This window comes from Sinorhizobium sp. Y406, assembly GCF_058732025.1.
Genome location: NZ_CM178974.1, coordinates 111161 through 137662, shown reverse-complemented (window position 1 = coordinate 137662; position 26502 = coordinate 111161). Strand labels below are relative to the sequence as shown.

Below are 26502 nucleotides of genomic sequence, written 5' to 3'. Positions count from 1 at the left end.
TCCCCCCTCGAGCGCCAGGCACAGCTGGGCGATGTGCATTGGGAGCGATGGCAAGGGACGGCGTCGATCGCGTTCGGGGATGGAATTCGACATGCTCTCACACGACAGCATCTGGCGCGCGATCGACGCGCTGGCAGAGCGTCATCGGCTTTCGCCTTCGGGGCTCGCGCGCCGGGCCGGCCTTGATCCGACCTCCTTCAACCGCTCGAAACGCAAATCCCGCGACGGCCGCGATCGCTGGCCCTCGACGGAATCGATCTCGAAAATCCTCGATGCAACCGGCGCGACGGTTGAGCAGTTCACTGCACTCCTGCAGCCCGGGAGTGGGGCTGCGCGCCCGGCGGGTATTCCGCTGCTCGGCTTCGCCCAGGCCGGTTCCGGCGGATATTTCGATGACGGCGGCTTTCCGGCCGGGCAAGGCTGGGATGAGATCGACTTTCCCGTCTCTGATGGGGATAGGGCGGGGGTCTATGCGCTCGAAGTCCAGGGCGACAGCATGCTGCCGCTTTACCGTGACGGCGACATCCTTATTATCGACCCGAGCGCCCACGTGCGGCGCGGCGACCGCGTTGTCGTCCGGACACAAGGGGGCGAAGTCATGGCCAAGATCCTGGCGCGACAGACACCACGCGGCATCGAGCTCATGTCGCTCAACCCCGAACACCCCGATCGCAGTTTCGAGATGAAGGACGTCGAATGGATTGCCCGGATCCTCTGGGCCAGCCAGTAGGACATTCTTGCCGATGCGGCAGCAACTCTTCACCATCGCTGGCGCACTCGCCGCCATTCTGTTCTTTGCCGGTCTCCTGATGGGTGGCGCCGTCGCCATTCGCGACCGCGAACGCGCTTTGCCGCAAGATTTCGTTCTCGATACGCCGGATCTTGCTGCCACGGAAGAGACCACCCCGTTGCAGGACGTGCCCGCCTCGCCCAGGTCACCCGCTGCCGAAAAGGAAGGCGCTGCCGGACAGGGCGCAACCGAAAAGACCGCCCGCCTGCCCTTACGCTCCGTCGATCCCGACCTATTCGCCCTTCCGGAAGACCAGCTTGCGCGGCCGCTTGAACGCATCGCGCCGCGCCCTCCACTGTCCGGGCCGGATAAAGTCCATAAGCCTTCGCCGATCGTTCTTCACCGCCCCGTCGCCCTTGCCGCGGGGCTGGTCAAATCGGGCGACCTCACGCTGCAATTCAGGGAGATAGAGCCGGAAGGCGTCGAAAAGGTCTGCGGGGGAAATGGCGAGGCCTGGCCTTGCGGTATGATCGCGCGCACGGCGTTCCGCAATTTCCTCAGGGGTCGAGCGCTCGTTTGCGATCACATGGAAGAGAAGCCGGACGGAGCCGCGGTCGCCACCTGCTCCGTCGGCGGTCGGAACGCTGCCGAATGGCTTGCGGCGAACGGCTGGGCCATTGCTCTGCCGGGCACATCTCTCGAGGCGGCGACAAACGCCGCGCGAAAAGCGAGGCGTGGCATCTATGGCGAGGATCCGAGGGATCGCGGATCGGCCTCGGGAGGCTTGCAAGCCGGAAGCGAGATTCCCAACTAACCGCTGTTACCTTCCTGGAGTGACCCGATGCCCTCAAGCCTCAGCCAACATGAAGCCCTTGTCTACGTCATGGTGATGATGTCTGCCGTCGACCGCGACATGACCGATGATGAATTCGCGCGTATCGGCGGGCTCGTGCGGTTCCTGCCGGCCTTCGACGGCTTCGACGAGAACGAACTGATTCACATCGGTCGCGAGTGCGCAACCCAGCTTGCCGCTCCCGAGGGCCTTGATGTCACCCTCGAGATGCTGCGCGAGGCACTGCCGCAGCGGCTTCATGATACGGCCTATGCGCTTGCCGTGGAAATCGCTGCCGCCGATCAGCGCATCCGCAACGAGGAGATCCGCCTCCTCCAGTTGCTGCGTGACCGGCTGCAGTTGGACAAACTCACCTGTGCTGCGATCGAACGCGGCGCAATCGCGCGCTTCCGCAGATAGCGCCGGCGGACCGGTCTTTGACAGCACGCCGCGACGCATCCTATCGTCTACAGCGCCGCGCGTCTATTGGACGCGCAAAGGTCGCTGTAGCACTTTGAATTGCTGCATGTCTTTGTCCTTTGATCGAGGTCGATTAAAGGAGACATGCAGTAGCGCATCGGTCCGAAATCGTACCCGATTTTCGGAAAGCTCGATGCGCAGATTCAAAGCGTTACAGCGACCTTTGCGCGTCTGAAGAGACGCGCGGCGCTGTAGCGGGTTGATCAGGAATGACGGACGAACAGCTTTTCTTGGGTTTCGCTGAACCGGTCTGGCGGCTGGTGGCCTTTACGACTGCCTTCGCTGCCCTGGCCGTCCTCGAGCTCTTGCACCCGCGGCTCGAACGGCCGGAACTGACGCGCATGCTGAAGGGCCGTCGCTGGGCGACGAATTTCGCAATTTTCGTTGCGTCTTCCGTGCTTTTGCGCATCGCCTTTCCGGCAGCCGCCGTCGGCGTCGCAATCTGGACTGAAGCGCGCGGGATCGGCATCCTGCCCGGCTTCGGCGTCACGCAGCTTCTCGGCGGGATCATCGCCTTCGTTGCGCTCGACTTTGCCGTCTGGCTGGAGCACGTGGTGTTCCACAAAGTCCCTCTGCTGTGGCGCGTCCACCGGGTCCATCACAGCGACCCCGGGGTGGACGTGACGACGGCGCTTCGCTTCCATCCGCTGGAGATCCTGCTCTCGATGGTCTGGAAGGGCCTCGTCATTATGCTGCTCGGCGCCCCGGCGCTCGCCGTCCTGATCTTCGAGATCGTTCTCAATGCCTGCGCAATGTTCAACCACGCCAATCTGCGGCTGCCAGGCAAGGCCGACCGGTTCTTGCGGCGGGTGATCGTCACGCCGGACATGCACCGCATTCACCATTCCGTCGAGAGGGGCGAAACCGATTCCAATTACGGCTTCAACCTTTCCATCTGGGACCGGCTGTTTGCGACCTATGTCGCGCACCCGGCAAGCGGTGACGCGATCGAAACGGGCTTGAAGGTCTATGGGCGGGTCGACCCGACGAAGCTTGTCTGGTCGATGCTCCTGCCGTTTCGGCGAGAATAGCCCGCATAGGCGCGCGGCGCCGCCGGCCAGGCATTCAGCCGTTCAATAGATCCCATTCGGGAAATAGCGCAGGTAGATCTCTTCGAGCCCGCCGCTGCGCGAAAGTGCCAGCAGGGCATGGTCGATCGCCTGGGCCAGGGCGGGCTCGGTCTTGCGGCTGACGATCGTCAGCCCTTCGCCAAGGAAGCGGTGCGAGAAATAGGCGCCTTCCATCAGACTGCAGCAGCCGGCGGCCCCGCTGCCGGAAACCCAAAAGGAGAGTTGCATACCGTCGGAAAAGGCGGCCGCGATCGAGCCTTCCCGCAGGGCGGAGAGCATCGCATCCCGATCGGAAAAGGCCTGGGCTTTGAGCCGAGGGAAGAAGGCCTTGAACATAGCCTCGTGCGTCGTAGCGGAGACGACGCCTATGGGCTTGCCGGCGAGATCGGCTGGGCTTTCCAAGCCGTTTGCCGCCTTCGTGTTGAGAATGAAGCGGGCCGGCAATTGCATGAAAGCCCTGGAAAATGCAAAGCTCCGCCGCAGTTCCGGCGTGACGGCGATGCCGGCGGCGACCGCCTCCCCCCGCCCCTCTTCCAGAGCGGGGGCCAATTCCTCATAAGTCACCGCCTGGATCTGGCATTTCGGCTCGATCTCGAGTTCCCGACAAATTTCGCGGGCGAGGTCGACATGGAAGCCCGAGAGTTTTCCGGACTGGTCGATGAAGTTGAAGGGTGGAAAATCGACGGTGGTGAGAAAGCGCAATCGCGGTAGCGCGCTCAAGTCGGGTTTGGCGATGCGCTCGCGGGCGTCGAAAAGCAAAGGGAGGCCCTTCGGCTCGGCCAGCGCCGTACCGGCGGCAAGCGACGTGCAAACGGCCACGAATCCGACTATGGCCCGAAGCAGGATTTGAATTCCACTTGCCACGGCCCCACGCCCACGGGGGGAAGAAATGGAGCGGGTGATCGGGATCGAACCGACGACATCAAGCTTGGGAAGCTGGCGTTCTACCACTGAACTACACCCGCGTCAGAAGCGGAAATTTCCTCAACGGCCGCGATCTGTCAAGCACAATGCTCACTCGGCGCGAAAATGCTTTGAGAGCTTGAGCCCCTGCGCCTGGTAATTCGACCCGAGATCAAGGCCGTAGAGCCCGTCGGGTCGCTCCAGCATGTGCTCGTAGATCAGGCGCCCAACGATCTGCCCGTGTTCGAGAATGAAGGGCACCTCGTGGCTGCGGACCTCGAGCACCGCGCGGCTGCCGCTGCCCCCTGCGGAGGCATGGCCGAAGCCCGGGTCGAAAAAGCCGGCATAGTGGACGCGGAATTCGCCGACAAGCGGATCGAAGGGGGTCATTTCGGCGGCATAGAGAGGCGGCACGTGCACCGCCTCGCGCGAGACGAGGATGTAGAATTCGTCCGGATCGAGGATCAGATCGTCGCGGCCGCGGCTATAGAGTGGCTCCCAGAAGTCGAAGACGGGGTGTTGGGCCTTCTTGTCGACATCTACGACAGAGGTGTGGTGCTTGCCGCGATAGCCGATCAGCCCATCCGGACCGGTGCCCTTGAGATCGATCGATAGCGCGATGCCGCCGCCCGTGATGTTCGGCTGCTCGCTGGCAACGAGCGTGTCGCTCTCGTGCAGCGCCAGTAATTCCCGTTCGGAAAGCAGCGATTGCCCCACACGGAAGCGGATTTGCGAGAGCCGCGAGCCGCGGCGCACGACGATCGGGAAAGTCCGTGGGCTGATTTCAAGATAGAGCGGGCCGCTATAACCGGCCGGAATCTTATCGAACTCCTGTGCCCGGTCGGTGATGACGCGGGTGAAGATGTCGAGCCGTCCGGTCGAGCTTTTCGGGTTGGCCGAGGCCGACATGTTCTCCGGCAGCGCAAGGCTTTCCATCAACGGCACGATGTAGACGCAGCCCGTTTCCAACACCGCGCCTTCGCTGAGATCGACGACGTGCAGTTTCAGCCGATCGAGCTTGTCGGCGACAAGATGCGCCGGCCCAGGCATGAAGCTCGCGCGCACCCGGAAGGCCTTGGAACCGAGGCGAAGATCGAGGCTGGCCGGTTGGATCTGGTCATGATCCAGCGCCCTTTCGCTCTTCAACCGTCCCGAAGCGTGCAGCGCGGCAATCGCGCGGTCGGCCAATATCCCTGTTTCGCGGGCCATTGCGTTCCTCTTCTCAATCTGCCAGACAAAACCAAACTCCGGGAATTGACGCAAGCACAGCCAAGCAGTATTGCAGCTTTATCCCGTGGTGATTTGGCCGGTCGGCTTGCAGCCACGTTAAACAAATAGCTAAAAAGGCCGGGTTTCGAACCGGCCGTTTTGCGGCCGGTTTTTTTGTTTTTGAAAGTGATTGTCCGATGAGCAAGAACTGGCGCCCGGCAACCCAACTCGTCCACGGTGGAACGCTCCGCTCTGAGTATGGCGAAACCTCCGAAGCGATCTTCCTGACGCAAGGCTTCGTCTACGAGAGCTCGGAAGCCGCGGAAGCGCGCTTCAAGGGCGAGACCGACGGCTTCATCTACGCCCGCTACGGCAGCCCGACCAACGACATGTTCGAGAAGCGCATGTGCATGCTCGAAGGCGCCGAGGATGCGCGCGCCACCGCCTCCGGAATGGCGGCCGTATCCGCGGCGATCCTCTGCCAGGTGAAGGCCGGCGATCACATCGTTGCCGCGCGGGCGCTTTTCGGCTCCTGCCGCTGGGTCGTGGAGACGCTTGCGCCGAAATATGGCGTCGAATGCACCCTCGTCGACGGCCGCGATCTTGCCAATTGGGAGAAGGCGATCCGCCCGAATACCAAGGTCTTCTTCCTGGAAAGCCCGACCAATCCGACGCTGGAGGTCATCGACATCGCCGGCGTCGCCCGCCTCGCCGACCAGGTCGGCGCCAAGCTCGTCGTCGACAACGTCTTCGCGACGCCGCTCTTCCAGAAGCCGCTGGAACTCGGCGCCCATGTCGTCGTCTATTCCGCGACGAAGCACATCGACGGCCAGGGTCGCTGTCTTGGCGGCGTGGTGCTCTCCAGCAAGGAGTGGATCGACGAGAACCTGCACGATTATTTCCGCCACACCGGTCCGGCCATGTCTCCCTTCAACGCCTGGACGCTGCTGAAGGGCGTCGAAACCCTGCCGCTGCGTGTAAGACAGCAGACGGATAATGCGCGTCGAATTGCAGATTTCCTTGCCGAGCAGCCGCAGGTCGCTCGTGTTCTCTATCCGGGCCGCAGGGATCATCCGCAGGCCGACATCATCGCCAAGCAGATGAGCGGCGGTTCGACGCTTGTTGCCTTCGAACTCAAGGGCGGCAAGGAGGCGGCCTTCGCGCTGCAGAACGCGCTCGAGATCATAAGGATTTCCAACAATCTCGGCGACGCCAAGAGCCTGATCACGCATCCGGCAACGACGACCCACAAGAACCTCTCCGATGAAGCCCGGGCCGAACTCGGCATTTCCGCCGGCACCGTCCGCCTTTCGGCGGGCATCGAGGACGGCGACGACCTCATCGAGGATTTTGCGCAGGCGCTGAAGGGCGTCAAAGCCTGATCCGCTCAGCCTGAACCCGAAGGAGCTTTGGCCGCCTGCGTCACGCGCGGGCGGCTTTTCATTGTTTGTCCTGGAAAGCGAGACGCGCCAGCACGATCCGGGACAAAGCGGTGTAAAGACAGACAGCGGCGAAGAACGCGGCAAGAGTTGGAAACCAGGAAGGGAAAAGACAGCAGGCGAGAAAAAAGGCGATCGTCTCCGTCGCCTCGGCGATCCCCGTGGTGAAATAGAGCGATTTCGCGCCTCTTACCTCGGTCGTCATCGCCCGCTTTTCCGCCATGACGGCGAATGCGAGAAAGGTGGCGCCGTTGAGATAGAAGGAAAACAGCAGGAAGCCGCCGGCGAGGCCGTTGGCGGCCGAGTCGGCAATGACGAAAGCGAGCGGGATCGCGCCGTAGAAGGCGAAGTCGAGGACGATGTCGAGAAAGCCCCCGAGATCCGTCTTGCGGCTGGCGCGGGCGACGGCACCGTCGAGGCCATCACATAGCCGGCTGAACAGGATCAAGGCTGCGCCGGAGAAATAGAATTCAAAGGCGATCAGGACGGCGGCCAGAAGACCGAGCAGAAAACCGGCAATGGTCACCGTATCGGCCCCGACGCCATGGTTTGCAAGCGCCATTCCGATCCGATCCAGTATTGGCTCGAGCCGCCTGCGCACAGCCCCGTCGAGCATGTCTCAGTCCTTCAAGTGAAAATTGTGTACGACTCGGGCGATATTGCCGTTATTCTTCACGAAACCTTATTGCTATAGGATATCCGCACGGAATTGGAACAGGATGTCGAAACATGTATCGCGCACTCACTCGCGACATAGAAGTCACGGTAGAGCCGTACTATCTGGAAGAGCAGTCTGATCCCGACGACAGCCGTTATGTTTGGGGTTACCGCATCGTCATATCGAACCATTCCGAAATCGCCGTTCGGCTGGTGACCCGCTACTGGCATATTACCGACGAGAACGGGCAGGTCGACGAGGTCAGCGGATCCGGCGTTATCGGCGAACAGCCGCTGCTCAATCCCGGCGATACCTACGAATATTCCTCCGGCTGTCCGCTGGACACGCCTTCTGGCGTCATGTTCGGCCACTACAGCATGGAGGCGGAGGACGGAGAGACCTTCAACGTCGCGATCCCCGCCTTCTCGCTGGACACCCCCGGGCAGGTTCGCACACTGAACTAGCGCATCGGCCCGATTTTCGGAGAGCTCGATGCGCAGATCCAATGAATTACAGCGACATCAGCGCGCCTGAAAAGACGCGCGGCGCTGTGGTCCTGCCCCTTACTCCCCCATTCGAGAGCTGGAGCGGGGCGCACAGGCGCCCCGTCCGTCTGCTACCGCGAGTGCACCTCGGTCGCCTCGAAGCGATAGGTGGTGGAGCAGAATTCGCAGGTCACCTTGATCAGCCCGTCCTCGATGCTGCTCTCAATGTCCTCCTGACTGAGCCCCTCCAACACGTTGCGGATCTTATCGCGCGAGCAACTGCATCGATCGTAGACAGCCTGGGGCTGATAGACGCGGACGCCGCGCTCATGGAACAGCCGGTAGAGTAAGCGTTCGGTGCCGACCGTCGGGTCGGTGAGTTCGTCGGTGTCGATCGTCTCGACCATTACCTTGGCTTCTGTCCAGAGATCATCCTCCTCAAAGAGGCCGTTGCTGCTGCCATCGTCGCCGTCACCGCCGTGCAGGTCCGGCTGGCGCATCCGCTCCGGAGCCTCGGGCAGGAACTGAGCCACCATGCCGCCGGCGCGCCAGCGGTGCCGCGGCTTGCCGTTTTCGTCGCGGTCGAGTAGCTCGGCAACGCCGAGGCGCACCTTGGTCGGGATCTGCTCCGATTGGCGGAAATAAACGCCAGCGATCTCCTCGAGCGTCGCACCATCAAGCGCGACGATGCCCTGGTAGCGCTGCGTGTGGGCGCCCTGATCGATGGTGAAGGCCAGGATGCCCTTGCCCAGGAGCTCGTGCGGCTGAGTACGGCCGCCCTTCTCGGCTGCCGCAAGCGCCTCCTCGTCAAAGCGCGCATAGGCACGCACCCGGTCGGGCGTCGAAAAATCGGCAACGACGAGGTCGACCGGGCCATCGCTCTGCGTCTGCACGACGAGCTTGCCTTCGAATTTCAGCGAGGTGCCGAGCAAAACCGTCAGCACCACCGTCTCCGCGAGCAGCCGGGCAACCGGAAGCGGATAGTTGTGCCGCTCGAGGATCGCGTCGAGCATCGGACCAAGCTGAACGGCGCGGCCGCGGACGTCGAGATCCTCGACATGAAAGGGCACGACATGATCGTCACCGGCGAAATCGAACTCGCCCAGCCCCGGTGCTATCTCCGTCATCGCTTGCTCCTTGTCTCGCAGGCGCTGGTCGCCGGGCATCGAATGCCCTCGTGCAACCTGCCCGTTATCCCATTTGATCCCGTTGTGAACGGATTTGTCCAGAATTCACGGCCCGCCGACGGCGCCACTGCAGAAGCAGCCTCGCTCGTCCGGACGCTGGTTTTATGGGCGGCACTCGCAGCACTCATGCCGGAGCCACCCTCCATTTCGCCTAGATTGTGTCGATCCGGGCCGGATTCAAGCCTCCGCCGACCGCTTCACTTCGACCAGCGAAGGCCCCTTCAAACGACGCCGAGACACCAGGCGAGGATCGACTTTTGCGCGTGAAGCCGGTTTTCCGCCTCGTCGAAGACAACCGATTGCGGCCCGTCGATCACCTCATCCGTGACCTCCTCGCCGCGATGCGCCGGCAGACAATGCATGAACAAGGCATCGGGTGCCGCGTGCTTCATCAAAGCCTCGTTGACCTGATAGGGCTGGAAAACGTTGTGGCCGCGGGCGCGGTGCTCCTGGTTCATCGAGATCCACGTGTCGGTGACGACGCAGTCGGCGCCGGCGACGGCCTGCTCCGGTTCATGACACAGCAGAATCTCTCCGCCGTTGTTCCGAGCCCAGTTGAGGAACTTGTCCTGCGGCTCGGAGCCGAACGGGACCGCCATGTTCATCCGATAGCCGAAGCGCGCCGATCCCTCGATCAGAGAGTGCAACACGTTATTGCCGTCGCCCGTCCAAGCGATCGTTTTCGCCCCGACAGGCCCGCGGTGTTCCTCGAAGGTCATGATGTCCGCCATGATCTGGCAGGGATGCGTGTCGTCCGTAAGGCCATTGATGACCGGCACGGTCGCGTGCTCGGCCAATTCAAGGAGCCGGCGGTGGTCAGTGGTGCGAATCATGATCGCGTCGACGTAGCGCGAGAGGACCTTCGCCGTGTCGCCGATGGTTTCGGCCCGACCGAGCTGCATTTCGGTGCCAGAAAGAAACAGCGTCTCGCCACCGAGCTGCCGCATCCCGACATCGAAGGAGACGCGCGTACGGGTGGACGGTTTCTCGAAAATCATCGCCAGCATCTTGCCGGCAAGCGGCTTGTCGGCCGTTCCGGCCTTTGTCGCCGACTTGCGCATCCGGGCGTCGTCGATGATCGTCCTGAGGTCGACGGACGTCATGGCCGAAAGATCGAGAAAATGTCTGGTGGCGGTCATATTGCTGTATTTCCTGTGATAGTTCCGTGGATCTTAGGGCATCGGCACCGCGGAGGCGCCTCGCCGCAGTTAGGCGGCAGCTGTGCCGCCCGCGGCCCTCACAGCCTCTGCGGCGCGCTCGAGCCGCGCGAGCCCTTCCCTCGCTTCAGCCGCGGTGACGATCAGCGGCGGCAGGAGGCGCAGCACGTTCTCGCCTGCCGGAACAACGAGCAGCTTTTCGGCCCGGATCGCTTTCAAAAGGTCGGGTGAGGGCACTTTCGCCTTGATGCCAAGCATCAGCCCGTCGCCGCGGAGCTCTTCGATAATATCGGGGAAACGGTCCTTGAGCGAAGCGAGCCCCTGGCGGAACACGAGCGCGACGTCACGCACATTGTCAAGGAACCCCTCGGCGAGGACGACGTCGAGGACCGCATTACCGACGGCCATTGCCAGTGGATTGCCGCCGTAGGTCGAGCCGTGCGTCCCGGCCACCATGCCTGCGGCGGCCGCCTCCGTCGCCAGGCACGCGCCGAGCGGAAAACCACCGCCAATGCCCTTGGCGACGGCCATGATGTCGGGCCGGATACCTGCCCACTCGTGGGCAAAGAGCCTGCCGGTGCGGCCCACGCCGCACTGTACTTCATCAAGGATCAGCAGCAGCCCGAATTCATCGCAGAGCGCGCGCAATTCCTGCAGGAACTCCTTCGGGGCCAGGCGCACCCCACCCTCACCCTGGATCGGTTCGATCAGGATAGCCGCGGTCTCGTCGTTGATCGCGCTCTTTACGGCGGCGATATCGCCGAACGGCACCTGATAGAAACCGGGCGCCTTGGGTCCGAAGCCTTCAATGTATTTCTGCTGCCCCCCGGCGGCGATCGTGGCGATGGTACGGCCGTGGAATGCGCCTTCGAAGGTGATGACGTGGAACCGCTCCGGATGGCCCTTGGCAAAGTGATAGCGGCGCGCCGTCTTGATCGCGCATTCCAGCGCCTCGGCGCCCGAATTGGTGAAAAACACCCGGTCGGCAAAGGTGACCGCCGTCAAGCGCCGCGCAAGGCTCTCCTGCCCGGGAACATCATAGAGATTGGAGACGTGCCAGAGTTTCTCCGCCTGCGCCTTCAGCGCATCGATCAGATGCGGATGGGCATGCCCGAGCGAGTTCACGGCGACGCCGGCGGCGAAGTCGAGATAGCGGGTACCGTCTTCCGCGATCAGCCAGACGCCCTCGCCCCGCTCGAAACGCAACGGCGCACGCAAATAGGTATCATAGAGCGGCGGCGTTGCGGCCATCCGGGCTTCTCCTTCCTCAGCATCGCAGGCGGACCGTTCGATATCCGGCCCGAAAAAATCAAAATGCCGCCTTTCGGCGGCCGGAGGCACTATTCCCATTTCGCAGCGCAATGTCAAGAAAACCAAGGGCTGCGGCCACCTTGCGAACTCGGATTCCGCGTCGCAAAAAAATCGCGTCGCGGGGCTTGCAAAAATGCAACTATGAGCCAGCAAGTTGGGGAAAACCGCGAAATCGATTCGGCGCGATTCCGGCGACTCTTGCCACAGAGTCACCCTGCCGGTAGGTTAAGATTTAATTACTAGACGCATGCGGCGGACCTAGTCACCAAAATAGTTATCGCGTTGTGACTCCAGGGGTTTTCTGGAGGACGGTGATGGATTCTGCCCATCCCAGCGCCGAGAACGGGGAGTGCAGATATGAACTGGACTGACGAGCGGGTGGAGAAACTGAAGAAGCTGTGGTCCGAGGGCCTGAGCGCCAGCCAGATCGCGGCTCAACTGGGCGGCGTCAGTCGCAATGCCGTCATCGGCAAGGTACACCGGTTGAGCCTGCCGGGCCGCGCAAAGGCGGGCGGGACCACGACCCCCGCGCGCCCCAAGCGAGCGACCTCGGCGCCGCGTGCACCGAATTACGCCGCTCGGGCCGTCACCCGCACCGTCGCCCGCCCTGCCGGTGCGACCGTCCTCAAGGAAGAGGTGGCGGTCGACCTAGTCGCCGAACAGGAATTCGCACCCGATGCCAACATCGTCCTGCCGATGTCGCGCCGCCTGGAGCTGACGCAGCTCACCGAACGGACTTGCAAGTGGCCGATCGGCGATCCGCTAAAGGAGGAGTTTCACTTCTGCGGCAACGACTCGCCGGAATCCTCGCCCTATTGCAACTATCATGCGCGGCTTGCCTACCAGCCTTCGGCGGAACGCCGGCGCATCCGCTGACGTTCGATCTCGATCGCGCAACAACGCAAAAGGGCCCATGGGCCCTTTTTTGTTGGAAACAGCATTGATTTTCGAACTTACCCCTCGAGCGAGTAGCCGGCGCCGCGCACCGTCCTGATCACGTCGGGCATGTTGGAGAGGTTCAGCGCCTTGCGCAGGCGGCCGACATGGACATCGACCGTGCGTTCGTCCACGTAGATGTCGTGGCCCCAGACACCGTCAAGCAGTTGCGAGCGGGAAAAGACGCGTCCCGGCGAAGACATCAGAAACTCCAGCAGCCGGAACTCCGTCGGCCCGAGCCGAACCTCACGGCTGCGGCGATGGACGCGATGCGTCTCGCGGTCGAGTTCGATGTCGCCGCAGCGGAGCACCGTCGACAGGACCTCCGGTTTGGCGCGCCTCAACATCGCCTTGACCCGCGCCATCAGTTCCGGAGTCGAAAACGGCTTGACGACATAGTCGTCGGCGCCGGTCGCGAGCCCTCGCACGCGCTCGCTTTCCTCGCCGCGCGCCGTCAGCATGATGATCGGCAACCGCTCCGTTTCCGGTCTTTGTCGAAGTCTGCGGCAAAGCTCGATGCCGGAAACGCCGGGCAACATCCAGTCGAGGATCAAGAGGTCGGGCAGACGTTCCTGCAGGCGGATTTCAGCCTCGTCGCCGCGAAGAATAGTATCGACCTCGAAGCCCTCGGCTTCGAGGTTGTAGCGCAGCAGCACGCTCAGCGCCTCCTCGTCTTCGACAACAGCTATCTTCGGCAACATCTAAGCTACAACTCCTTGCCTCGGTCCATCAGTTGGAAGGCGCCCCTCTCCCCTTTCGGTGTCAGTCCGTCACCGACCCCATCGTTGCTGTCGTATCATCCTTCGGCCGCTCGCCTTCCGGCTGGGCGCCTGTCGCCATGTAATAGATCGTCTCGGCGATGTTGGTCGCATGGTCGCCGATCCGCTCGATGTTTTTGGCGCAGAAAAGAAGATGCGTGCAGGGTGTTATGTTGCGCGGATCCTCCATCATGTAGGTGAGCAATTCGCGGAAGAGCGACGTGTAGATCGCGTCGATCTCCTCGTCGCGCTGGCGAATGCTGTTGGCCTTCTCCGGCGAGCGCGAGGCAAAGACGTCAAGCACTTCCTTGAGCTGGACCAAAGCGAGTTCGGCCAAATGCTCGAGGCCGCGCGCGAGCTTGCGCGGGATTCCAGAGCCGGCAACCGCAATCACGCGTTTCGCGGTGTTCTTGCCGAGGTCGCCGACGCGCTCCAGGTCGGCCGCTATACGGATCGATCCCATGATTTCGCGCAGGTCCGATGCCATGGGCTGGCGCTTGGCGATGGTGACGATCGCCTTCTCGCCGATCTGGCGTTCGGCCTCGTCGAGGAGGGCGTCGTCCGAGATGACTTTCTGGGCGAGCGCCAGGTCGGAATTGACCAGGGCCCGGACGGAGTCGGCCACCATTTGCTCGGCGAGCCCTCCCATCTCGGAGATGCGGCGCGTGAGATACTTCAACTCGTCGTCGAAGGCGGACATTATGTGTGGATGGGTCATCTTATATTCCTCGGGACGCGCTCGATTGATCGTCGGTGGAGTCGGGTTCGCTAGCCGAACCGGCCCATGATGTAGTCCTGCGTGCGCTGGTCGTCCGGATTGGTGAAGATCTTATCCGTATCGTCCACTTCGACCAGGTTGCCGAGGTGGAACATCGCCGTGCGCTGCGACACGCGGGCTGCCTGCTGCATCGAATGGGTTACGATAACGATGGTGAAGTTCTCGCGAAGCTCGTGGATCAGTTCCTCGACCTTGGCGGTCGCGATCGGGTCGAGCGCCGAGCAAGGCTCGTCCATGAGGATGACTTCCGGGCTGACGGCAACGGCCCGGGCGATGCAGAGGCGCTGCTGCTGGCCGCCGGAGAGGCCGGTGCCCGGCGCATCCAGGCGATCCTTCACTTCGTTCCAGAGGCCGGCCTTTTGAAGGGCGGATGCGACGATGTCGTCGAGTTCGGATTTTCTCGAAGCGAGGCCATGGATGCGCGGACCGTAGGCGACGTTTTCATAGATCGACTTCGGGAACGGGTTCGGCTTCTGGAACACCATGCCGACCTTGGCACGCAGTTGCACCGGATCCACCTTCGGATCGTAGATATCTTCCCCGTCGATTGCGATATGGCCTTCGACCCGGCAACTGCTGATCGTGTCATTCATACGATTGATACAGCGCAGGAACGTCGACTTGCCGCAACCGGACGGGCCGATGAAGGCGGTTACGGAGCGGGGATGGATCTCGATGGCGACATCCTTGATGGCGTGTTTGTCGCCATAATAGACCTGCACACCGCGGGCGGAAACTTTCGATTGGTTCATGGCGGCGGCCTTCATCGTCATCGTCGTTGTCGTAGCGGACATATTGTTCATCATTGCGCTCCTTTTCTACCAACGGCGCTCGAAGCGGCGGCGAAGAATGATTGCAATCAAATTCATTGCGACCAGGAATACCAGCAGCACGATGATTGCACCCGAAGCACGCTCCACGAAGGCGGGGTCACCGCGCTGTGTCCAGTTATAAACCTGAACCGGCAAGGCGGAAGCCGGGTCAAAAAAGCCTTCCGGCGGTCCAGCGGGATATTCGCGAACGAAGGCGACCATGCCGATCAGCAGCAGCGGTGCCGTTTCGCCGAGGGCCTGGGCGAGACCGATAATGGTACCGGTCAGGATTCCCGGCATGGCGAGCGGCAGCACGTGGTGGAATATCGACTGCATCTTCGATGCGCCGACGCCGAGTGCCGCGTCGCGGATCGAGGGCGGCACGGCCTTCAGCGCGGCGCGGGTGGCGATGATGATCGTCGGCAGGGTCATCAGGGTCAAGACGAGCCCGCCAACGATCGGAGCCGATTGAGGCAGCCCCACAAAGTTGATGAACACGGCCAGACCCAGGATACCGAATACGATCGAGGGGACGGCTGCGAGGTTCGCGATATTGACCTCGATGAGGTCGGTAAAGCGGTTCTGCGGTGCAAATTCCTCGAGATAAATCGAAGCGGCCACGCCGAGTGGCAGCGACAATACCAGCACGATCAGCATCATGTAAGCCGAGCCGAGAATGGCGACGCCCAGACCGGACGCTTCCGGACGGGTGTCGGACGAGTCAGGTGCCGTGAAGAAATCCCAGTTGAATTTTGTCGTCAGAATCCCGGCTTGCCTCAACGCGTCCGCAAGCATCAGTTGCTCCGGGGAGATGTTGCGGTCGAGCTCAGCGCTCTCCATCGTCACGCGGTCCTTGTAGTACCCGTCGATACGACCAGAGGCGAGGAGGTCGAAGGAAACCGTTTCGCCGATGACCGACGGATCGGAAATCACGTAACGGCGCAGGTGGGCCGGGGCTTCCTTGGAAATCAGCTCGAACGCGCTTTTGGCGTTCAATCCCTCGATGGCAATGCCCTTTGCAGCCATGGCATCGGTCAGCGCCTTCTGTATCAGGGGCGCGTAAGAAAAAGTGGTGACCTTTGCGATAGCCTCGGGAGCGCGATTGCCCTGCTTGTCCAGCTTGGCCGGATCGAGGTAGACGTTCAGTGTTATGTAGGTCTGCCGGAAGGATGACAGCCCGTTGGAGAGAATGGACGTCAAAAGGCCGACCAGGGCGAGCACACTGATGGCCACAGCGATCTTGCCCATCAGGCGAAACCGGGCTTCCGCCGCATGGCGTTGGCGGGTCCGCGCATCTACGGTCAGGATAGATTTCGACGGCGAGACTGTTTCGCGATCGGCTGGCACGGATATGTCGATCATTCGTACTGCTCCCGGTATTTGCGAACGATGTAGAGGGCCAGCACGTTCAGCCCGAGCGTGAAGACAAAGAGGGTGAGACCGAGGGCGAAAGCGACCAGCGTCTCGGGACTTGCGAATTCGGTGTCGCCGGTCAGCTGGCTGACAATCTTGACCGTCACGGTCGTCATCGCCTCGAAGGGATTGAGATCAAGTTTCGCGGCCGCGCCCGCGCCAAGGACCACGATCATCGTCTCGCCGATCGCGCGGCTTGCCGCCAGCAGGATGGCGCCGACAATGCCCGGCAGGGCTGCCGGCAGGATCACCTTCTTGATCGTCTCGGATTGCGTCGCGCCAAGGCCATAGGACCCGTCGCGCAGCGATTGCGGCACCGCGTTCATGATGTCGTCGGAAAGCGAACTGACGAATGGGATGATCATGATGCCCATCACGAGACCGGCAGTCAGCACCGAAGAGGACGAGTTGCCGAGGCCAAGCGGCTGGGCAAACCAGTCGCGCAGGAAAGGACCGACGGTGATCAGGGCGAAGAGACCATAGACGATCGTCGGAATGCCGGCGAGAACCTCGATCGCCGGCTTGGCAACGCTCCGCAGCGACTTGCTCGCATATTCGGAAAGGTAGATTGCAATCAAAAGACCGATCGGGACGGCCACGAGGAGGGCCACAAACGATACGTAGAGCGTGCCCCAGAGCAGCGGCAGGATGCCAAGCTCCGAACCGCCGCGAAACTGCGGGTTCCAAACGGTGGAGAAGAAGAACTCGGATGCCGGATACATCCGGAAGAAGTTGATGCTCTCGAAGACCAGCGACGCGACGATGCCTACGGTGGTCAGGATGGCGATCGTCGAGGATCCGATCAACAGGGATTTGATAAATGCCTCGCTGATATTGCGGGCGCGCATGTCGGGGCGGATGCGCGTGAAGGACCAAGCTCCAAGCCCGACGGAGAGGACGAGGACAGCGAGAGTCATGGCCAACGTGCCGATCTTGGCGCCTTGGCGATAAGCTTTTGCAGCTTCGAAGACTTCGGTCGGCACGTCGTTCCCGAGCGCAATGCCGACTTCGGCGAGGCGGCCGCGGACGGTGGAGAAGTCGACTCTGCCATCGGTGAGCGCGCCTTCATCCAGAGAGTTCCTGGCCAGCACCGCATCAAGACCGCCGGCGATGCGGCGCACGTCCGAAATGACCAGGCTTCGCGCGCCACCTTCGGGGATGACACTGTCCGGGATCATGCCGTCGACGCGTGCGTCGATAACCATTGGCTGGACGAACAGCCAGGCGATCATGAGCAGAAAGGCCGGAACCGCGACGAACAGGGCGACGGTCTGACCGTAATAGCCGGGAAGGGAGTGAAGTTTTCTGCCGCTCTCGGCCGCAAGAGACAGGGCGCGCCGCCTGCCGAGGAAATAGCCGAGTGCTGAAAGCGCCAGCACGACAAGGATAATGATGCTCACACTCATCCTGCCCGCATCCTTTGACAAGGTTGAAGACTGGCGACGCAATCATTGCGCCGCCAGGCATTTTCAAGTTTTAGTTCAGCGGGCCCATCGGCGTGCGCGCCTTGACTGCTTCCTGCGTCTTGGCAAGTTCCGGATCGGAGACCAGGCCGTAGGCAGACAGCGGGCCCTCCGGACCAGCCATTTCGTCCGATACGAAGAACTCGACATATTCCTGCAGGCCCGGGATGACGTCCAGGTGAGCGTTCTTCACGTAGAAGTACAGCGGACGGGAAACCGGATACTCGCCGGAAGCGATCGTCTCTACGGACGGCGTCACGCCGCCCATGGTGGCGACACGCAGCTTGTCGGTGTTGTTCTGGTAGAAGGACAAACCGAAAACGCCGATGCCGTTCTTGTTGGCGTCGACGCGAGCGAGCGTCTCGGTGTAGTCGCCGTCGATGTCGACCGAAACGCCATCGGTGCGCAGAGCCATGCAGCCCTTTTCAGCTGCCTTCTCGTCGCCGCTGTTGGCCGCCTTCAGCGCTTCGAGCGTGCCGTTCTCCTCGCAACCTGCGACGATGACCTTCTCGTCGAAGACTTCGCGGGTGCCGTGCTTCGTGCCCGGGATGAACGCGAGGATCGGCTGAGCCGGCAGCTCGGCGCGGATTTCGTTCCAGGCCTTGTACGGGTTGTCGACGAGCTGACCGTCCTTCACGACCTTGGCGGCCAGAGCGGAGTGCCAATCGGCCGGGGTGAAGGCATATTCCGGACCATTGATGTCCGAGGCAAAGACGATGCCGTCGTAGCCGATGCGGACTTCCTGGATTTCCTTCACGCCGTTAGCAGCGCAGTTGTCGATGTCCGACTGCTTGATGCGCGAGGAGGAATTCGCGATGTCGATGGTGTTTTCGCCCACGCCTTCACAGAGCTTCTTGCGGCCCGCGCCCGAACCACCGGACTCGACGACCGGGGTCGGGAAGTCGGTGTTTTCGCCGAAGGCTTCGGCCACGATGGAAGCGTAGGGAAGAACGGTGGAGGAGCCAGCGATCTGGATCTGGTCGCGAGCCGCTGCTACGCCCGCGAAGACGGCGGAGGCAGCCAGCGCCGCCACAGTGAATTTAAGAGTTTTCATAGATGTTCTCCCGGAGTGGGCTCGTGTTGGTGCGCCTTCAGTTCCCAGCGCTCTTCTCGCCGTGTCGTCGGCGGCCCCTAGTTAGCTGCCGATGGCCACATCTTTTATGTCAATTTCGTGAAACATTTGTGACAGGCCAAGTTATTGAAAATACTTTGCAATTATAGATATCTCCGCTTCCCGCCGGATTTTTGTGTCAGAAGCGGACCGTAAAGACCGTGCCTTTGCCAATCTCGGAATGAATGAGCAGGCGGGCTCGATGACGGGTAAGAATGTGTTTGACGATCGCCAGGCCAAGCCCGGTCCCTTTCTTCGAACGACTCGCCTCCACGTTAACCCGATAAAAGCGCTCGGTAATGCGCGGCACATGCTCGGCTGGGATGCCCGGTCCGTAGTCCGTGACCACCACCTCCGCCTGCCCATCCCCGCCCCCGGTCAGGCGCACGTCGACCTTCTGGCCCTCCTGCCCGTACTTGCAGGCGTTCTCGATCAGGTTTTCGAAGACCTCGATCAGTTCGTCGCGATCGCCCTTGACGACGACCGGGGTCTCGGGCGCCTCGAGCGAAATCGTCACATCGAGATCGCGGGCCAGTGGCGCCAAGCCGTCACGGACATGGCCGAGCAGTGGAACGAGGTCGACGGGTTCGTCCGGTGCAATATGCGACCTCAGTTCGAGCCGCGACAGGGACAGGAGATCGTCGACGAGGCGGCTCATTCGCGTGACCTGCTCATGCATGATACCGAAAAATTTCTCCTGTGCCTTCAGGTCGTTGCGGGCCGGCCCCTGCAGCGTTTCGATGAAGCCGCGCAGGGATGCGAGCGGCGTTCGCAGCTCGTGGCTGGCATTTGCAACGAAGTCCGACCGCATCCGATCGATGCGCCGGGCCTGGGAGATATCGCGGTAAGTGAGCAGGAAAACGCGCCGGCCGAAATCGCCACCGCCGATATCGGCGGGCGCTACCCGCACGACATAAACGGCGTCCGAGGGCAGCCGCTCCGCATGCTCGATCTGATTGACCTGGCCCGTGGCGATGGTCTCGCGCACCATGTCTAGGATGTCGGGGGAGCGCACGCGGGCGGCAAGATAGCTATCGGGAGGGATCCTGCCAAAGGTCTTCTCGGCGGCATTGTTCTGGAAGAGGACGGTTTCGTCCGCCGCGATGACGAGCACCGGCATATCGAGCGCGTTCAACACCGGAACCAGCGGATCGCTCCCGCCCTCGGCGGCAGCCGCCACGGCAGGAGCCGACGGCTGCTCCGTCGGCTCGCTTCGGTTGAGAATGACCGCCACGAACACAATCCAGAACGGCAGAATGACCAGGACATGGACGCCAGCAAGCGCCGCAAGCAGGGCCAGCACCACTGAAAGGCCGAGAATTGGGCGTTCCGCCTTCAGCTTCGGCAGCAGGGTCCGCCAGAGCTCCTTCGCGCTATCCAACACGATTCCCTCATCGCTCACTTTGCCGCCTCCCAGAACTGCGACGATTCGCCGGTAAAGGCAGAGAGATAGCGGCGTTTCATGACATGATTTTCACGTCATGCTTGAATCCGCAACGTGATTGTGGCCTCCTCGGCGAAATCCGATGGCAGCGGGAGACCGTCAAATGTCACTTGAACAGGCAACGAACGCGGCCGAGCCGGGAAGCCGGTCGGTCGAGCTCCAGATCGGCGGCAAGACCCGGATTTTCGACATCGACGATCCGGAACTGCCGAAATGGATCGACGATGAAGCCTTCGCCTCGGACGACTATCCCTATCGGAAGAAGCTCGAGGAGGAGGAATACGAGGAGACGCTGAAGAAGCTGCAAATCGAGCTCGTCAAGGTGCAGTTCTGGCTGCAGGCGACCGGCAAGCGCGTGATGGCCGTATTCGAGGGACGTGACGCCGCCGGCAAGGGCGGCGCCATTCACGCCACGATGGCCTATATGAACCCGCGCTCGGCGCGAATCGTCGCGTTGACGAAGCCCACGGAGACCGAGCGTGGGCAGTGGTACTTCCAGCGCTACGTCGCGACGCTCCCGACGGCGGGCGAAATGGTTCTCTTCGACCGCTCCTGGTACAACCGTGCCGGCGTGGAGCCGGTCATGGGTTTCTGCACGTCGGAGCAGTACGAGCATTTCCTGAAGCAGGTCCCGCGTTTCGAGAAGATGATCACCGAGGACGGCATCCATCTCTTCAAGTTCTGGCTCAATATCGGCCGCGAGATGCAATTGAAGCGTTTCCACGATCGCCGGCACGATCCGCTGAAGATCTGGAAGCTGTCACCGATGGACATCGCCGCCCTGCAAAAATGGGACGACTACACGGAGAAGCGCGACCGGATGCTGAAGGATACCCATACGGGCCACGCGCCCTGGACCGTGATCCGCGGCAACGACAAGCGCCGTGCGCGGATCAACCTGATCCGCCACATGCTCTCGGCGCTCGATTACGACGGCAAGGACAAGGCCGCGATAGGCGATGTGGACGACAAGGTCCTCGGTTTCGGCCCGGGCTTCCTGAAGTGATACACGGCACGGCGCAGGGGCCGCGGCCGCGCGCGGCTTTACAGCGCCGCACGTCGTTTCGGACGCGCAAAGGTCGCTGTAACTCTTTGAATCTGAGCATCGAGCTTTCCGAAAATCGGGTACGATTTTCGGGCCGATGCGCTAGAGCGGCGCGCGCTCACATACGTTCGCGCTGCCGCTCTACCCGCTTGTTTTTGCCGCATTTGTGCGACGTCAGGTGATTCCACCTGACTGCAGAATGCTCCGATCAGACGCGCAGCGCTTGGTTCGAACTCGATCAGCGAGACTGCGGTCACCTGTCACTGTCCGGGCAGCACGCGGATCGCGTAGACCTCGAGGCTGTTGCCGCCGCCGCTGACGTCGCTGTTAATCAGCAGCCTTCCGGGGCTGTTCGGCGCGAGGCTCCGGTCGAAGGACACCTTGAACAGCATGTCCAGCCTTTCGTCGTGAACGGTGAACCGATGGCGGCCACAGGCGCCCAGAGTGGAGAAATCGCACTCGACGGCGAATTCCGTCGCCTTGCCGGGCAACGCCTTGACGCTCAGGGCCAGAGTAGACGATTTGCCCGAGAGTTCGGACAAAACATCCGCCGGAATTTCGATGGCCACATCGCCGTCTTCCGTCACGGTCATCGAAGTGAGGCGGACGCGGGCGCCGCCGCCGTCGTCCACTGGTTCGGCCCTGGCGCGCGCAGCCGGCCTGACTGCTGCGGCTTCTGCAGCCGTGAATATCTCGATCCAATCGGAAGAGAAACCCTCCTGCTCGCCAAGCGTCGGCAGGGCCGCACCGCTGAAGTCCTCCGTCTCGACGCTCGGAGGCGGGTTGGCGACATTGGTATCGGCGGGCGGCCTCAGAAGGTCGTTTGTCTGAACCCACCAGACAGCGGCACCTGCCGCGGCGGCGAGCGTCGTGAAAACCATGAGAAAGGATAGCAAGCGTCCGCGCCGGCGCTTGCGCGGACGCTTGTCCGTGACGCCGAGGTCGGACGCCGCGGGAGTGGAGTGGGCACCGGCGGCCTGCCTCGTCTCCTCGGCGGCCGGGCGCGTGGAAACCATGGGCCCGTCCCGGTCCGCTCGCAGCGCCTGCAGCCCCGCATCGGCCTGCGCAGCCGGCCGGGCACCCTCGAACGCCGGCTCGCGACGCGTCGGCGGCTCGACGCCGGCGGCACCGCCGCCTGCCTTCACCTGTCCCGGCCGTCCTTCTCCAAAACTGACGACGGGCGGTGCCGTCGTGCGCGCCTTCAGGGCGGCACGCTCCTCCGTCTCGATTGCATGGATGATCGCTTCAAGCCGATGGCGCTGTTTGGCGATGATCTCCGGATCCTCGATCTGCTGCTTCTGCAGGCCGTTTTCCAGCGCCTGGCGTGCCGACTGATAGATGCGCGCGCGGGTCTCCGCATTGCTCCGGTCCGAACGCTCCAGCGCATTCCTGATGGCAGTCTCAAGTCCGCTCACGTCAGCTCCTTCTGCGCATCGACCTCGGGCCAACGATCACCGGTCTCTTTCCCGGCGCCATTGGTTTCATTAAGGATTGGGTAACCGCTGCTTTCGCAAACTGCAAGTCCAGCTGCGTCTTCCTCTGCCTCGCACGGGAAAAAGCTGACACGTGCGGATATTCCCTTCTACCGATAACGCTCGGGGAGACGATTGCCGTCGAGCTCGGGCCTAGCAAAGCACGCCGCTTGCTGCTATCTGTTTTGACGTTTACGCGAACGTCAATTTATAGAGGTGCCTGATGCCGTTGCCGCCAATCCTTTCCGGAACGACGAGACTGCCCGTTGTCGCAGCACCGCTCTTCATCGTCTCGCATCCGAAGCTGACGATTGCCCAATGCAAGGCGGGCGTCATCGGCGCCTTCCCGGCCCTGAACGCGCGCCCGCAGGCGCAGCTCGAAGATTGGCTGGCCGAGATCACCGAATCGCTCGCCGAGCACGATGCCAAGAACCCGGACCGTCCGGCCGCCCCTTTCGCCGTGAACCAGATCGTCCACAAGTCGAACGCCCGCCTCGAGCACGACCTGATGCTTTGCGTCAAATACAAGGTGCCTGTCGTCATCTCCTCGCTCGGCGCGGTGCCGGAGGTGAACGATGCGATCCATTCCTATGGCGGGATCGTGCTGCATGACGTCATCAACAACCGCCATGCGAACTCCGCGATCCGCAAGGGCGCCGACGGACTGATCGCGGTCGCCGCCGGCGCCGGCGGCCATGCCGGCACGCTCTCGCCCTTCGCACTCGTACAGGAAATCCGCGCCTGGTTCGACGGGCCCCTGCTCCTCTCCGGCGCGATAGCCACCGGCGGCGCAATCCTCGCTGCCGAGGCGATGGGCGCCGACATGGCCTATATCGGCTCGCCCTTCATCGCCACCGAAGAGGCCCGAGCCAGCGACGCCTACAAGCAGATGATCGTCGACAGCGCCGCCGCCGACATCGTCTATTCCAACTATTTTACCGGCATCCACGGCAATTATCTCAAGGCCTCGATCCGCGCCGCGGGCATGGACCCGGACAACCTGCCGGAGGCAGACCCGTCCAAGATGGACTTCGGCAATGCCGCCGACGGCGCCAAGGCGTGGAAGGATATCTGGGGCTGCGGCCAGGGAATCGGAGCGGTCCGTGAGATCGGTCCAGTCGCCCAAATGGTCGATCGGCTGAAGCGCGAATACGACGCCGCCCGCGCCCGCCTCGGGCTTTCGCCCCAAGGGGAGCGGCGCGCCTCCAAGGAATTTTCAGGTTCTCGAAACTGATGGCTTGAATTCTTGCCGCTTTGCGTTTATCAGCGCCTCACATCCGTTCCGCGGCCATCTGCGGAACCGCCTCAAGGGCCGCTTTAGCTCAGTCGGTAGAGCACATCATTCGTAATGATGGGGTCACGTGTTCGAGTCACGTAAGCGGCACCATTCTTTTCAAGCACATCGCCGTATAGGTCGTGACGCAAGGTTACGGCTCACAGGACTGGCTGCTCCAGCGAGTGAGTCATGTATAGAAATACCGCGTCAGGTGGAAGAAGACGGGTGCGGCGAAACTCAGCGAATCCATGCGATCCAGTACCCCGCCATGACCGCTGATCATCGTGCCCCAATCCTTCACACCCATGGAGCGTTTGACGGCGGAGAGCGCCAGCCCGCCGAGGAAACCCATGGCGACAATCGCCAGCGCCATGGCCGCTGCCTCGAGCGGCGTGAAAGGCGTGATCCACCAGAGTCCGGCTCCCGCCAGTACGGCAGAGAGCCCGCCGCCGACGAGGCCCTCTACGGTTTTTGACGGGCTCACCGCGGGCGCAACTTTTGTCCACCCCATCAGCTTGCCGAAGACATATTGCATCACGTCGCTGAACTGCGCGACGGTGATCAGGAAGAAGAGCAACAGGAACTCCTGGCCCTCGTAGCCGGCAATATCGAGCGTGATCAGGGCGGGCGCGTGGCTGATGCAAAAGACCGTCAGCATGAGCCCCCATTGAATGCGCGAGACGCGCAGCAGAAATTGCCCGGTATCGCCCCGCAACGCCGCAAGGCTCGGAAGGAGCAGGAAACCGTAGACCGGGATCAGGATCGTGAACAGCGCATACCAGTCGATCCAGACCAGCCAGTACTGAAGCGGCAGCAGCAGGTAGAAGGCGCCGACCAGGGGCAGATGATCGGCCGCACGCGTCGGCGTCAGCGATACGAACTCCCGCAGCGTATAGAATGACGTAAGCGCGAAGAGAAGCACGGTCGCTCCCCGGCCGAGGCCGAAGCTCACGGCGAAGATCGCGACCATCACCCACCAAGCCCCGATGCGGGCATTGAGATTGTCGACGGTCGCCCGGCCGGTTTCGGACGTGGTGCTGCGCGACAGCGCCAAGCCGATCATCGAGGCTATGGCGAGTAGCCCGCAAATACCGCCGAAGAGGATGAAAAGCTTGTCCATCAAAGACATGGCGGCCTCACGCGATCGCGTCCGACGCAAGTGCGCTCACGGCCTGCCGGGCGCGCTCTAGAAATTCATCCTTCTCTTCGCCCTGGCGGCGGGCGAGCGGCGCGCCGAAACGAACCGTGCAACTGATCGGAACGGGCAAGAAAGCTCCCTTGGGAAAGGCGCGCGAGGGATTGTCGAGATAGGTCGGGATCAGCTCGGCATCCGGGAAATCCTGCGCCAGCCAATAGAGACCGCTTTTGAAGGGGCCCGGAAGGCGCTCGCTGCCGCGGGTGCCCTCGGGAAAGAGAATGAGAGAGCCTCCCTCCGACAGGACACCGCGCAAAGGCGCCAACGCCGCCCCCGGCGGTCCCTTGGCGGAGCGTTCCACAAGTACGGCATTCAGCACCTTAAGCGCAATGTGGCGCCGGATGTTGCCGCTGCCCCAATAGTCAGCGGCGGCGATCGGATGCGTGGACGCACGCAACGGTCGCGGCAGCGCCGACCAGATGAGCAGCGTATCCAGGTGGCTGGCGTGATTGGCGAAATAGATGCGCTGGCGCGGTTCCGGCCCAGCGCCCGTCCATCGCGCCTGACCGCCGACGAGAAAGCGTGTGAGGGCGATCAGCAGGGTCTCGATCACGGGCTGGTTGCTCCAGGGATGCGCGAGACGATGGCTCTAGTGCGGGTCAGGCAGGTGAGAAACGACCCCACGAGGATGATCCAGGCGGCGCCGTAGAGCACGAGGCGCTCGGTCGTCAATGCCGCTTCAAATAGCGCCAGCACGCAGGCAAGACTTATGAGCGCCATACGGTGCTGTTTCGCCATGGGCCCGCGGAAATCCTGCGCCTGGCCGAGCGAGCCCCCGAAGACGCGCACATAGGCTGTGAGCGCCGCCGCGAGCGCACCCGCCCAGCCGAGCCAACCCGCTTCTGCAGCATAGCCGAGCGCAACGATGAGCACGCTGTCGGCGACTCGGTCCGGAAACTCGTTATAGAGCGCGCCGACGGCGGAACCGCGCCCGCCCTCGACGGCCACCATCCCGTCGAGCAAATTGCAGAGAAGACGCAACTGCGTGCAGAGGACGGCGATCAGATAAAGCAGCGGCCAACGCGGCGCAAAGAGGATGGCAGCAGCCCCGATTGCCGCAAAGGCGATGCTGAGGACCGAAATCTGGTTCGGCGTGATGGGTGTCTTGAGAAGGAGGGCCGTCAGCCATCGCGCGAAACCGCTCTGGCGCGCCGCAATCGGGCGGCGATCGGCACTCGGCTTTTCGCCCGCCTCGGAAACCTCATTCATCTTCGCGCAAGACCGAATGTGCAAATTTTACGATTGCAGCAAGTCTTAAAACAACTTGGCGAAAAAGACCATATGGGCCCGCGGGGCATTGCAACACCTGCGTTCCAGACGCACGGCGCTGTCGGCGAC

Annotated in this window: 26 protein-coding genes, 2 tRNA genes and 1 riboswitch; of the genes, 10 read left to right on the top strand and 18 right to left on the bottom strand. The window is 62.4% G+C overall.

The window, feature by feature from the left end; all coding sequences use genetic code 11:
• Positions 1-91: 91 nt before the first annotated feature.
• From AC4P1R_RS00655 to AC4P1R_RS00640, 4 genes are all read left to right on the top strand, one after another.
• The gene (locus tag AC4P1R_RS00655) at positions 92-730 is read left to right on the top strand and encodes a S24 family peptidase (protein ID WP_069459996.1); all 639 of its coding nucleotides are present in this window, start codon (positions 92-94) and stop codon (positions 728-730) included.
• 13 nt (positions 731-743) lie between these two features.
• A complete protein-coding gene (locus AC4P1R_RS00650; protein ID WP_069459586.1) occupies positions 744-1544 on the top strand; it encodes a thermonuclease family protein in 801 nt (266 codons plus the stop codon).
• Between the two features lie 27 nt (positions 1545-1571).
• The gene (locus AC4P1R_RS00645) at positions 1572-1982 is read left to right on the top strand and encodes a tellurite resistance TerB family protein (RefSeq protein ID WP_069459587.1); all 411 of its coding nucleotides are present in this window, start codon (positions 1572-1574) and stop codon (positions 1980-1982) included.
• A 269-nt stretch (positions 1983-2251) separates the two neighbouring features.
• Positions 2252-3073 carry a sterol desaturase family protein gene (locus AC4P1R_RS00640; protein ID WP_151610784.1) on the top strand — a complete coding sequence of 274 codons (822 nt, stop codon included), beginning with the start codon at positions 2252-2254 and terminating at the stop codon, positions 3071-3073.
• 42 nt (positions 3074-3115) lie between these two features.
• Here the strand turns inward: AC4P1R_RS00640 and AC4P1R_RS00635 are convergent, their stop codons facing one another.
• From AC4P1R_RS00635 to AC4P1R_RS00625, 3 genes are all read right to left on the bottom strand, one after another.
• Entirely contained in the window at positions 3116-3958 is an 843-nt protein-coding gene (locus AC4P1R_RS00635; protein ID WP_425353242.1) for a transporter substrate-binding domain-containing protein, read from the bottom strand.
• A gap of 44 nt (positions 3959-4002) precedes the next feature.
• A tRNA-Gly gene (locus AC4P1R_RS00630) sits at positions 4003-4077 on the bottom strand.
• Positions 4078-4126: 49 nt separating this feature from the next.
• A complete protein-coding gene (locus AC4P1R_RS00625) occupies positions 4127-5224 on the bottom strand; it encodes a 2'-deoxycytidine 5'-triphosphate deaminase (RefSeq protein WP_069459589.1) in 1098 nt (365 codons plus the stop codon).
• 75 nt (positions 5225-5299) lie between these two features.
• Positions 5300-5378: riboswitch (SAM riboswitch) on the top strand.
• 43 nt (positions 5379-5421) lie between these two features.
• Between AC4P1R_RS00625 and AC4P1R_RS00620 the strand changes: the two genes are divergently transcribed.
• Positions 5422-6606, top strand: a complete 1185-nt coding sequence (locus AC4P1R_RS00620) for an O-succinylhomoserine sulfhydrylase (RefSeq protein ID WP_069459590.1) — start codon at positions 5422-5424, stop codon at positions 6604-6606.
• Between the two features lie 58 nt (positions 6607-6664).
• On the opposite strand, the gene AC4P1R_RS00615 is transcribed toward AC4P1R_RS00620, so the two are convergent.
• Positions 6665-7279 (bottom strand): CDP-alcohol phosphatidyltransferase family protein, encoded by a 615-nt coding sequence (locus AC4P1R_RS00615; RefSeq protein WP_069459591.1) that lies wholly within the window; start codon positions 7277-7279, stop codon positions 6665-6667.
• Positions 7280-7392: 113 nt separating this feature from the next.
• Between AC4P1R_RS00615 and apaG the strand changes: the two genes are divergently transcribed.
• Positions 7393-7785 (top strand): Co2+/Mg2+ efflux protein ApaG, encoded by a 393-nt coding sequence (gene apaG, locus AC4P1R_RS00610; protein WP_069459592.1) that lies wholly within the window; start codon positions 7393-7395, stop codon positions 7783-7785.
• Between the two features lie 152 nt (positions 7786-7937).
• On the opposite strand, the gene AC4P1R_RS00605 is transcribed toward apaG, so the two are convergent.
• The 3 genes from AC4P1R_RS00605 to AC4P1R_RS00595 all read right to left on the bottom strand — a co-directional run bounded on the left by AC4P1R_RS00605 (position 7938) and on the right by AC4P1R_RS00595 (position 11401).
• Positions 7938-8933 carry an Hsp33 family molecular chaperone gene (locus tag AC4P1R_RS00605; protein WP_069459998.1) on the bottom strand — a complete coding sequence of 332 codons (996 nt, stop codon included), beginning with the start codon at positions 8931-8933 and terminating at the stop codon, positions 7938-7940.
• A gap of 281 nt (positions 8934-9214) precedes the next feature.
• Positions 9215-10132, bottom strand: a complete 918-nt coding sequence (argF, locus tag AC4P1R_RS00600) for an ornithine carbamoyltransferase (protein WP_069459593.1) — start codon at positions 10130-10132, stop codon at positions 9215-9217.
• A gap of 69 nt (positions 10133-10201) precedes the next feature.
• Positions 10202-11401, bottom strand: a complete 1200-nt coding sequence (locus AC4P1R_RS00595) for an aspartate aminotransferase family protein (RefSeq protein ID WP_151610783.1) — start codon at positions 11399-11401, stop codon at positions 10202-10204.
• A 417-nt stretch (positions 11402-11818) separates the two neighbouring features.
• On the opposite strand from AC4P1R_RS00595, the gene AC4P1R_RS00590 reads away from it, so the two are divergent.
• Positions 11819-12337 (top strand): GcrA family cell cycle regulator, encoded by a 519-nt coding sequence (locus AC4P1R_RS00590; protein ID WP_069459594.1) that lies wholly within the window; start codon positions 11819-11821, stop codon positions 12335-12337.
• Between the two features lie 77 nt (positions 12338-12414).
• Here the strand turns inward: AC4P1R_RS00590 and phoB are convergent, their stop codons facing one another.
• From phoB to phoR, 7 genes are all read right to left on the bottom strand, one after another.
• Positions 12415-13098 carry a phosphate regulon transcriptional regulator PhoB gene (phoB, locus tag AC4P1R_RS00585; protein WP_069459595.1) on the bottom strand — a complete coding sequence of 228 codons (684 nt, stop codon included), beginning with the start codon at positions 13096-13098 and terminating at the stop codon, positions 12415-12417.
• Between the two features lie 61 nt (positions 13099-13159).
• Complete coding sequence (phoU, locus tag AC4P1R_RS00580) at positions 13160-13873, bottom strand: phosphate signaling complex protein PhoU (RefSeq protein ID WP_069459596.1); 714 nt, start codon at positions 13871-13873, stop codon at positions 13160-13162.
• 50 nt (positions 13874-13923) lie between these two features.
• Positions 13924-14706: a phosphate ABC transporter ATP-binding protein PstB gene (gene pstB / locus AC4P1R_RS00575; RefSeq protein WP_225191362.1), complete on the bottom strand. Its 783-nt coding sequence runs from the start codon at positions 14704-14706 to the stop codon at positions 13924-13926.
• A gap of 45 nt (positions 14707-14751) precedes the next feature.
• Positions 14752-16107 carry a phosphate ABC transporter permease PstA gene (gene pstA / locus AC4P1R_RS00570; protein WP_069459597.1) on the bottom strand — a complete coding sequence of 452 codons (1356 nt, stop codon included), beginning with the start codon at positions 16105-16107 and terminating at the stop codon, positions 14752-14754.
• Positions 16104-17564, bottom strand: coding sequence for a phosphate ABC transporter permease subunit PstC (gene pstC / locus AC4P1R_RS00565; protein ID WP_151610782.1), 1461 nt, complete (start codon positions 17562-17564; stop codon positions 16104-16106). The genes pstA and pstC overlap by 4 nt, the downstream gene beginning before the upstream one ends.
• 70 nt (positions 17565-17634) lie before the next feature.
• Positions 17635-18675, bottom strand: coding sequence for a substrate-binding domain-containing protein (locus AC4P1R_RS00560; protein WP_151610781.1), 1041 nt, complete (start codon positions 18673-18675; stop codon positions 17635-17637).
• A gap of 196 nt (positions 18676-18871) precedes the next feature.
• On the bottom strand, positions 18872-20134 hold the full coding sequence (gene phoR, locus AC4P1R_RS00555) for a phosphate regulon sensor histidine kinase PhoR (RefSeq protein WP_151610780.1): 1263 nt from the start codon (positions 20132-20134) through the stop codon (positions 18872-18874).
• A gap of 145 nt (positions 20135-20279) precedes the next feature.
• On the opposite strand from phoR, the gene ppk2 reads away from it, so the two are divergent.
• Positions 20280-21182, top strand: a complete 903-nt coding sequence (ppk2, locus tag AC4P1R_RS00550; protein ID WP_069459601.1) for a polyphosphate kinase 2 — start codon at positions 20280-20282, stop codon at positions 21180-21182.
• Between the two features lie 299 nt (positions 21183-21481).
• Here the strand turns inward: ppk2 and AC4P1R_RS00545 are convergent, their stop codons facing one another.
• Complete coding sequence (locus AC4P1R_RS00545) at positions 21482-22636, bottom strand: biotin transporter BioY (RefSeq protein WP_492177282.1); 1155 nt, start codon at positions 22634-22636, stop codon at positions 21482-21484.
• Positions 22637-22916: 280 nt separating this feature from the next.
• Between AC4P1R_RS00545 and AC4P1R_RS00540 the strand changes: the two genes are divergently transcribed.
• Complete coding sequence (locus tag AC4P1R_RS00540; protein ID WP_069459603.1) at positions 22917-23927, top strand: NAD(P)H-dependent flavin oxidoreductase; 1011 nt, start codon at positions 22917-22919, stop codon at positions 23925-23927.
• 77 nt (positions 23928-24004) lie between these two features.
• A tRNA-Thr gene (locus tag AC4P1R_RS00535) sits at positions 24005-24080 on the top strand.
• 76 nt (positions 24081-24156) lie between these two features.
• Here the strand turns inward: AC4P1R_RS00535 and AC4P1R_RS00530 are convergent.
• The 3 genes from AC4P1R_RS00530 to AC4P1R_RS00520 are packed head-to-tail and all read right to left on the bottom strand — an operon-like array spanning position 24157 to position 26373.
• Positions 24157-25098 (bottom strand): phosphatidate cytidylyltransferase, encoded by a 942-nt coding sequence (locus AC4P1R_RS00530; RefSeq protein ID WP_151610778.1) that lies wholly within the window; start codon positions 25096-25098, stop codon positions 24157-24159.
• A gap of 7 nt (positions 25099-25105) precedes the next feature.
• On the bottom strand, positions 25106-25717 hold the full coding sequence (locus tag AC4P1R_RS00525) for a lysophospholipid acyltransferase family protein (RefSeq protein WP_151610777.1): 612 nt from the start codon (positions 25715-25717) through the stop codon (positions 25106-25108).
• Positions 25714-26373, bottom strand: coding sequence for a CDP-alcohol phosphatidyltransferase family protein (locus AC4P1R_RS00520; protein WP_151610776.1), 660 nt, complete (start codon positions 26371-26373; stop codon positions 25714-25716). Before AC4P1R_RS00520 ends, AC4P1R_RS00525 begins: the two co-directional genes overlap by 4 nt.
• Positions 26374-26502 lie beyond the last annotated feature (129 nt).

Coding starts and splice junctions, on each gene's coding strand:
- AC4P1R_RS00645 (WP_069459587.1), top strand. CDS start 1,572: ATGCCCTCAAGCCTCAGCCAACATGAAGCCCTTGTCTACGTCATGGTG.
- apaG (WP_069459592.1), top strand. CDS start 7,393: ATGTATCGCGCACTCACTCGCGACATAGAAGTCACGGTAGAGCCGTAC.
- AC4P1R_RS00590 (WP_069459594.1), top strand. CDS start 11,819: ATGAACTGGACTGACGAGCGGGTGGAGAAACTGAAGAAGCTGTGGTCC.
- AC4P1R_RS00520 (WP_151610776.1), bottom strand. CDS start 26,373: ATGAATGAGGTTTCCGAGGCGGGCGAAAAGCCGAGTGCCGATCGCCGC.
- pstA (WP_069459597.1), bottom strand. CDS start 16,107: ATGATCGACATATCCGTGCCAGCCGATCGCGAAACAGTCTCGCCGTCG.
- phoB (WP_069459595.1), bottom strand. CDS start 13,098: ATGTTGCCGAAGATAGCTGTTGTCGAAGACGAGGAGGCGCTGAGCGTG.
- AC4P1R_RS00620 (WP_069459590.1), top strand. CDS start 5,422: ATGAGCAAGAACTGGCGCCCGGCAACCCAACTCGTCCACGGTGGAACG.
- pstC (WP_151610782.1), bottom strand. CDS start 17,564: ATGAGTGTGAGCATCATTATCCTTGTCGTGCTGGCGCTTTCAGCACTC.
- AC4P1R_RS00605 (WP_069459998.1), bottom strand. CDS start 8,933: ATGACGGAGATAGCACCGGGGCTGGGCGAGTTCGATTTCGCCGGTGAC.
- AC4P1R_RS00615 (WP_069459591.1), bottom strand. CDS start 7,279: ATGCTCGACGGGGCTGTGCGCAGGCGGCTCGAGCCAATACTGGATCGG.
- phoU (WP_069459596.1), bottom strand. CDS start 13,873: ATGACCCATCCACACATAATGTCCGCCTTCGACGACGAGTTGAAGTAT.
- argF (WP_069459593.1), bottom strand. CDS start 10,132: ATGACCGCCACCAGACATTTTCTCGATCTTTCGGCCATGACGTCCGTC.
- AC4P1R_RS00540 (WP_069459603.1), top strand. CDS start 22,917: ATGCCGTTGCCGCCAATCCTTTCCGGAACGACGAGACTGCCCGTTGTC.
- ppk2 (WP_069459601.1), top strand. CDS start 20,280: ATGTCACTTGAACAGGCAACGAACGCGGCCGAGCCGGGAAGCCGGTCG.
- AC4P1R_RS00655 (WP_069459996.1), top strand. CDS start 92: ATGCTCTCACACGACAGCATCTGGCGCGCGATCGACGCGCTGGCAGAG.
- AC4P1R_RS00640 (WP_151610784.1), top strand. CDS start 2,252: ATGACGGACGAACAGCTTTTCTTGGGTTTCGCTGAACCGGTCTGGCGG.
- AC4P1R_RS00560 (WP_151610781.1), bottom strand. CDS start 18,675: ATGAAAACTCTTAAATTCACTGTGGCGGCGCTGGCTGCCTCCGCCGTC.
- AC4P1R_RS00530 (WP_151610778.1), bottom strand. CDS start 25,098: ATGTCTTTGATGGACAAGCTTTTCATCCTCTTCGGCGGTATTTGCGGG.
- AC4P1R_RS00650 (WP_069459586.1), top strand. CDS start 744: ATGCGGCAGCAACTCTTCACCATCGCTGGCGCACTCGCCGCCATTCTG.
- AC4P1R_RS00595 (WP_151610783.1), bottom strand. CDS start 11,401: ATGGCCGCAACGCCGCCGCTCTATGATACCTATTTGCGTGCGCCGTTG.
- pstB (WP_225191362.1), bottom strand. CDS start 14,706: ATGACGATGAAGGCCGCCGCCATGAACCAATCGAAAGTTTCCGCCCGC.
- AC4P1R_RS00625 (WP_069459589.1), bottom strand. CDS start 5,224: ATGGCCCGCGAAACAGGGATATTGGCCGACCGCGCGATTGCCGCGCTG.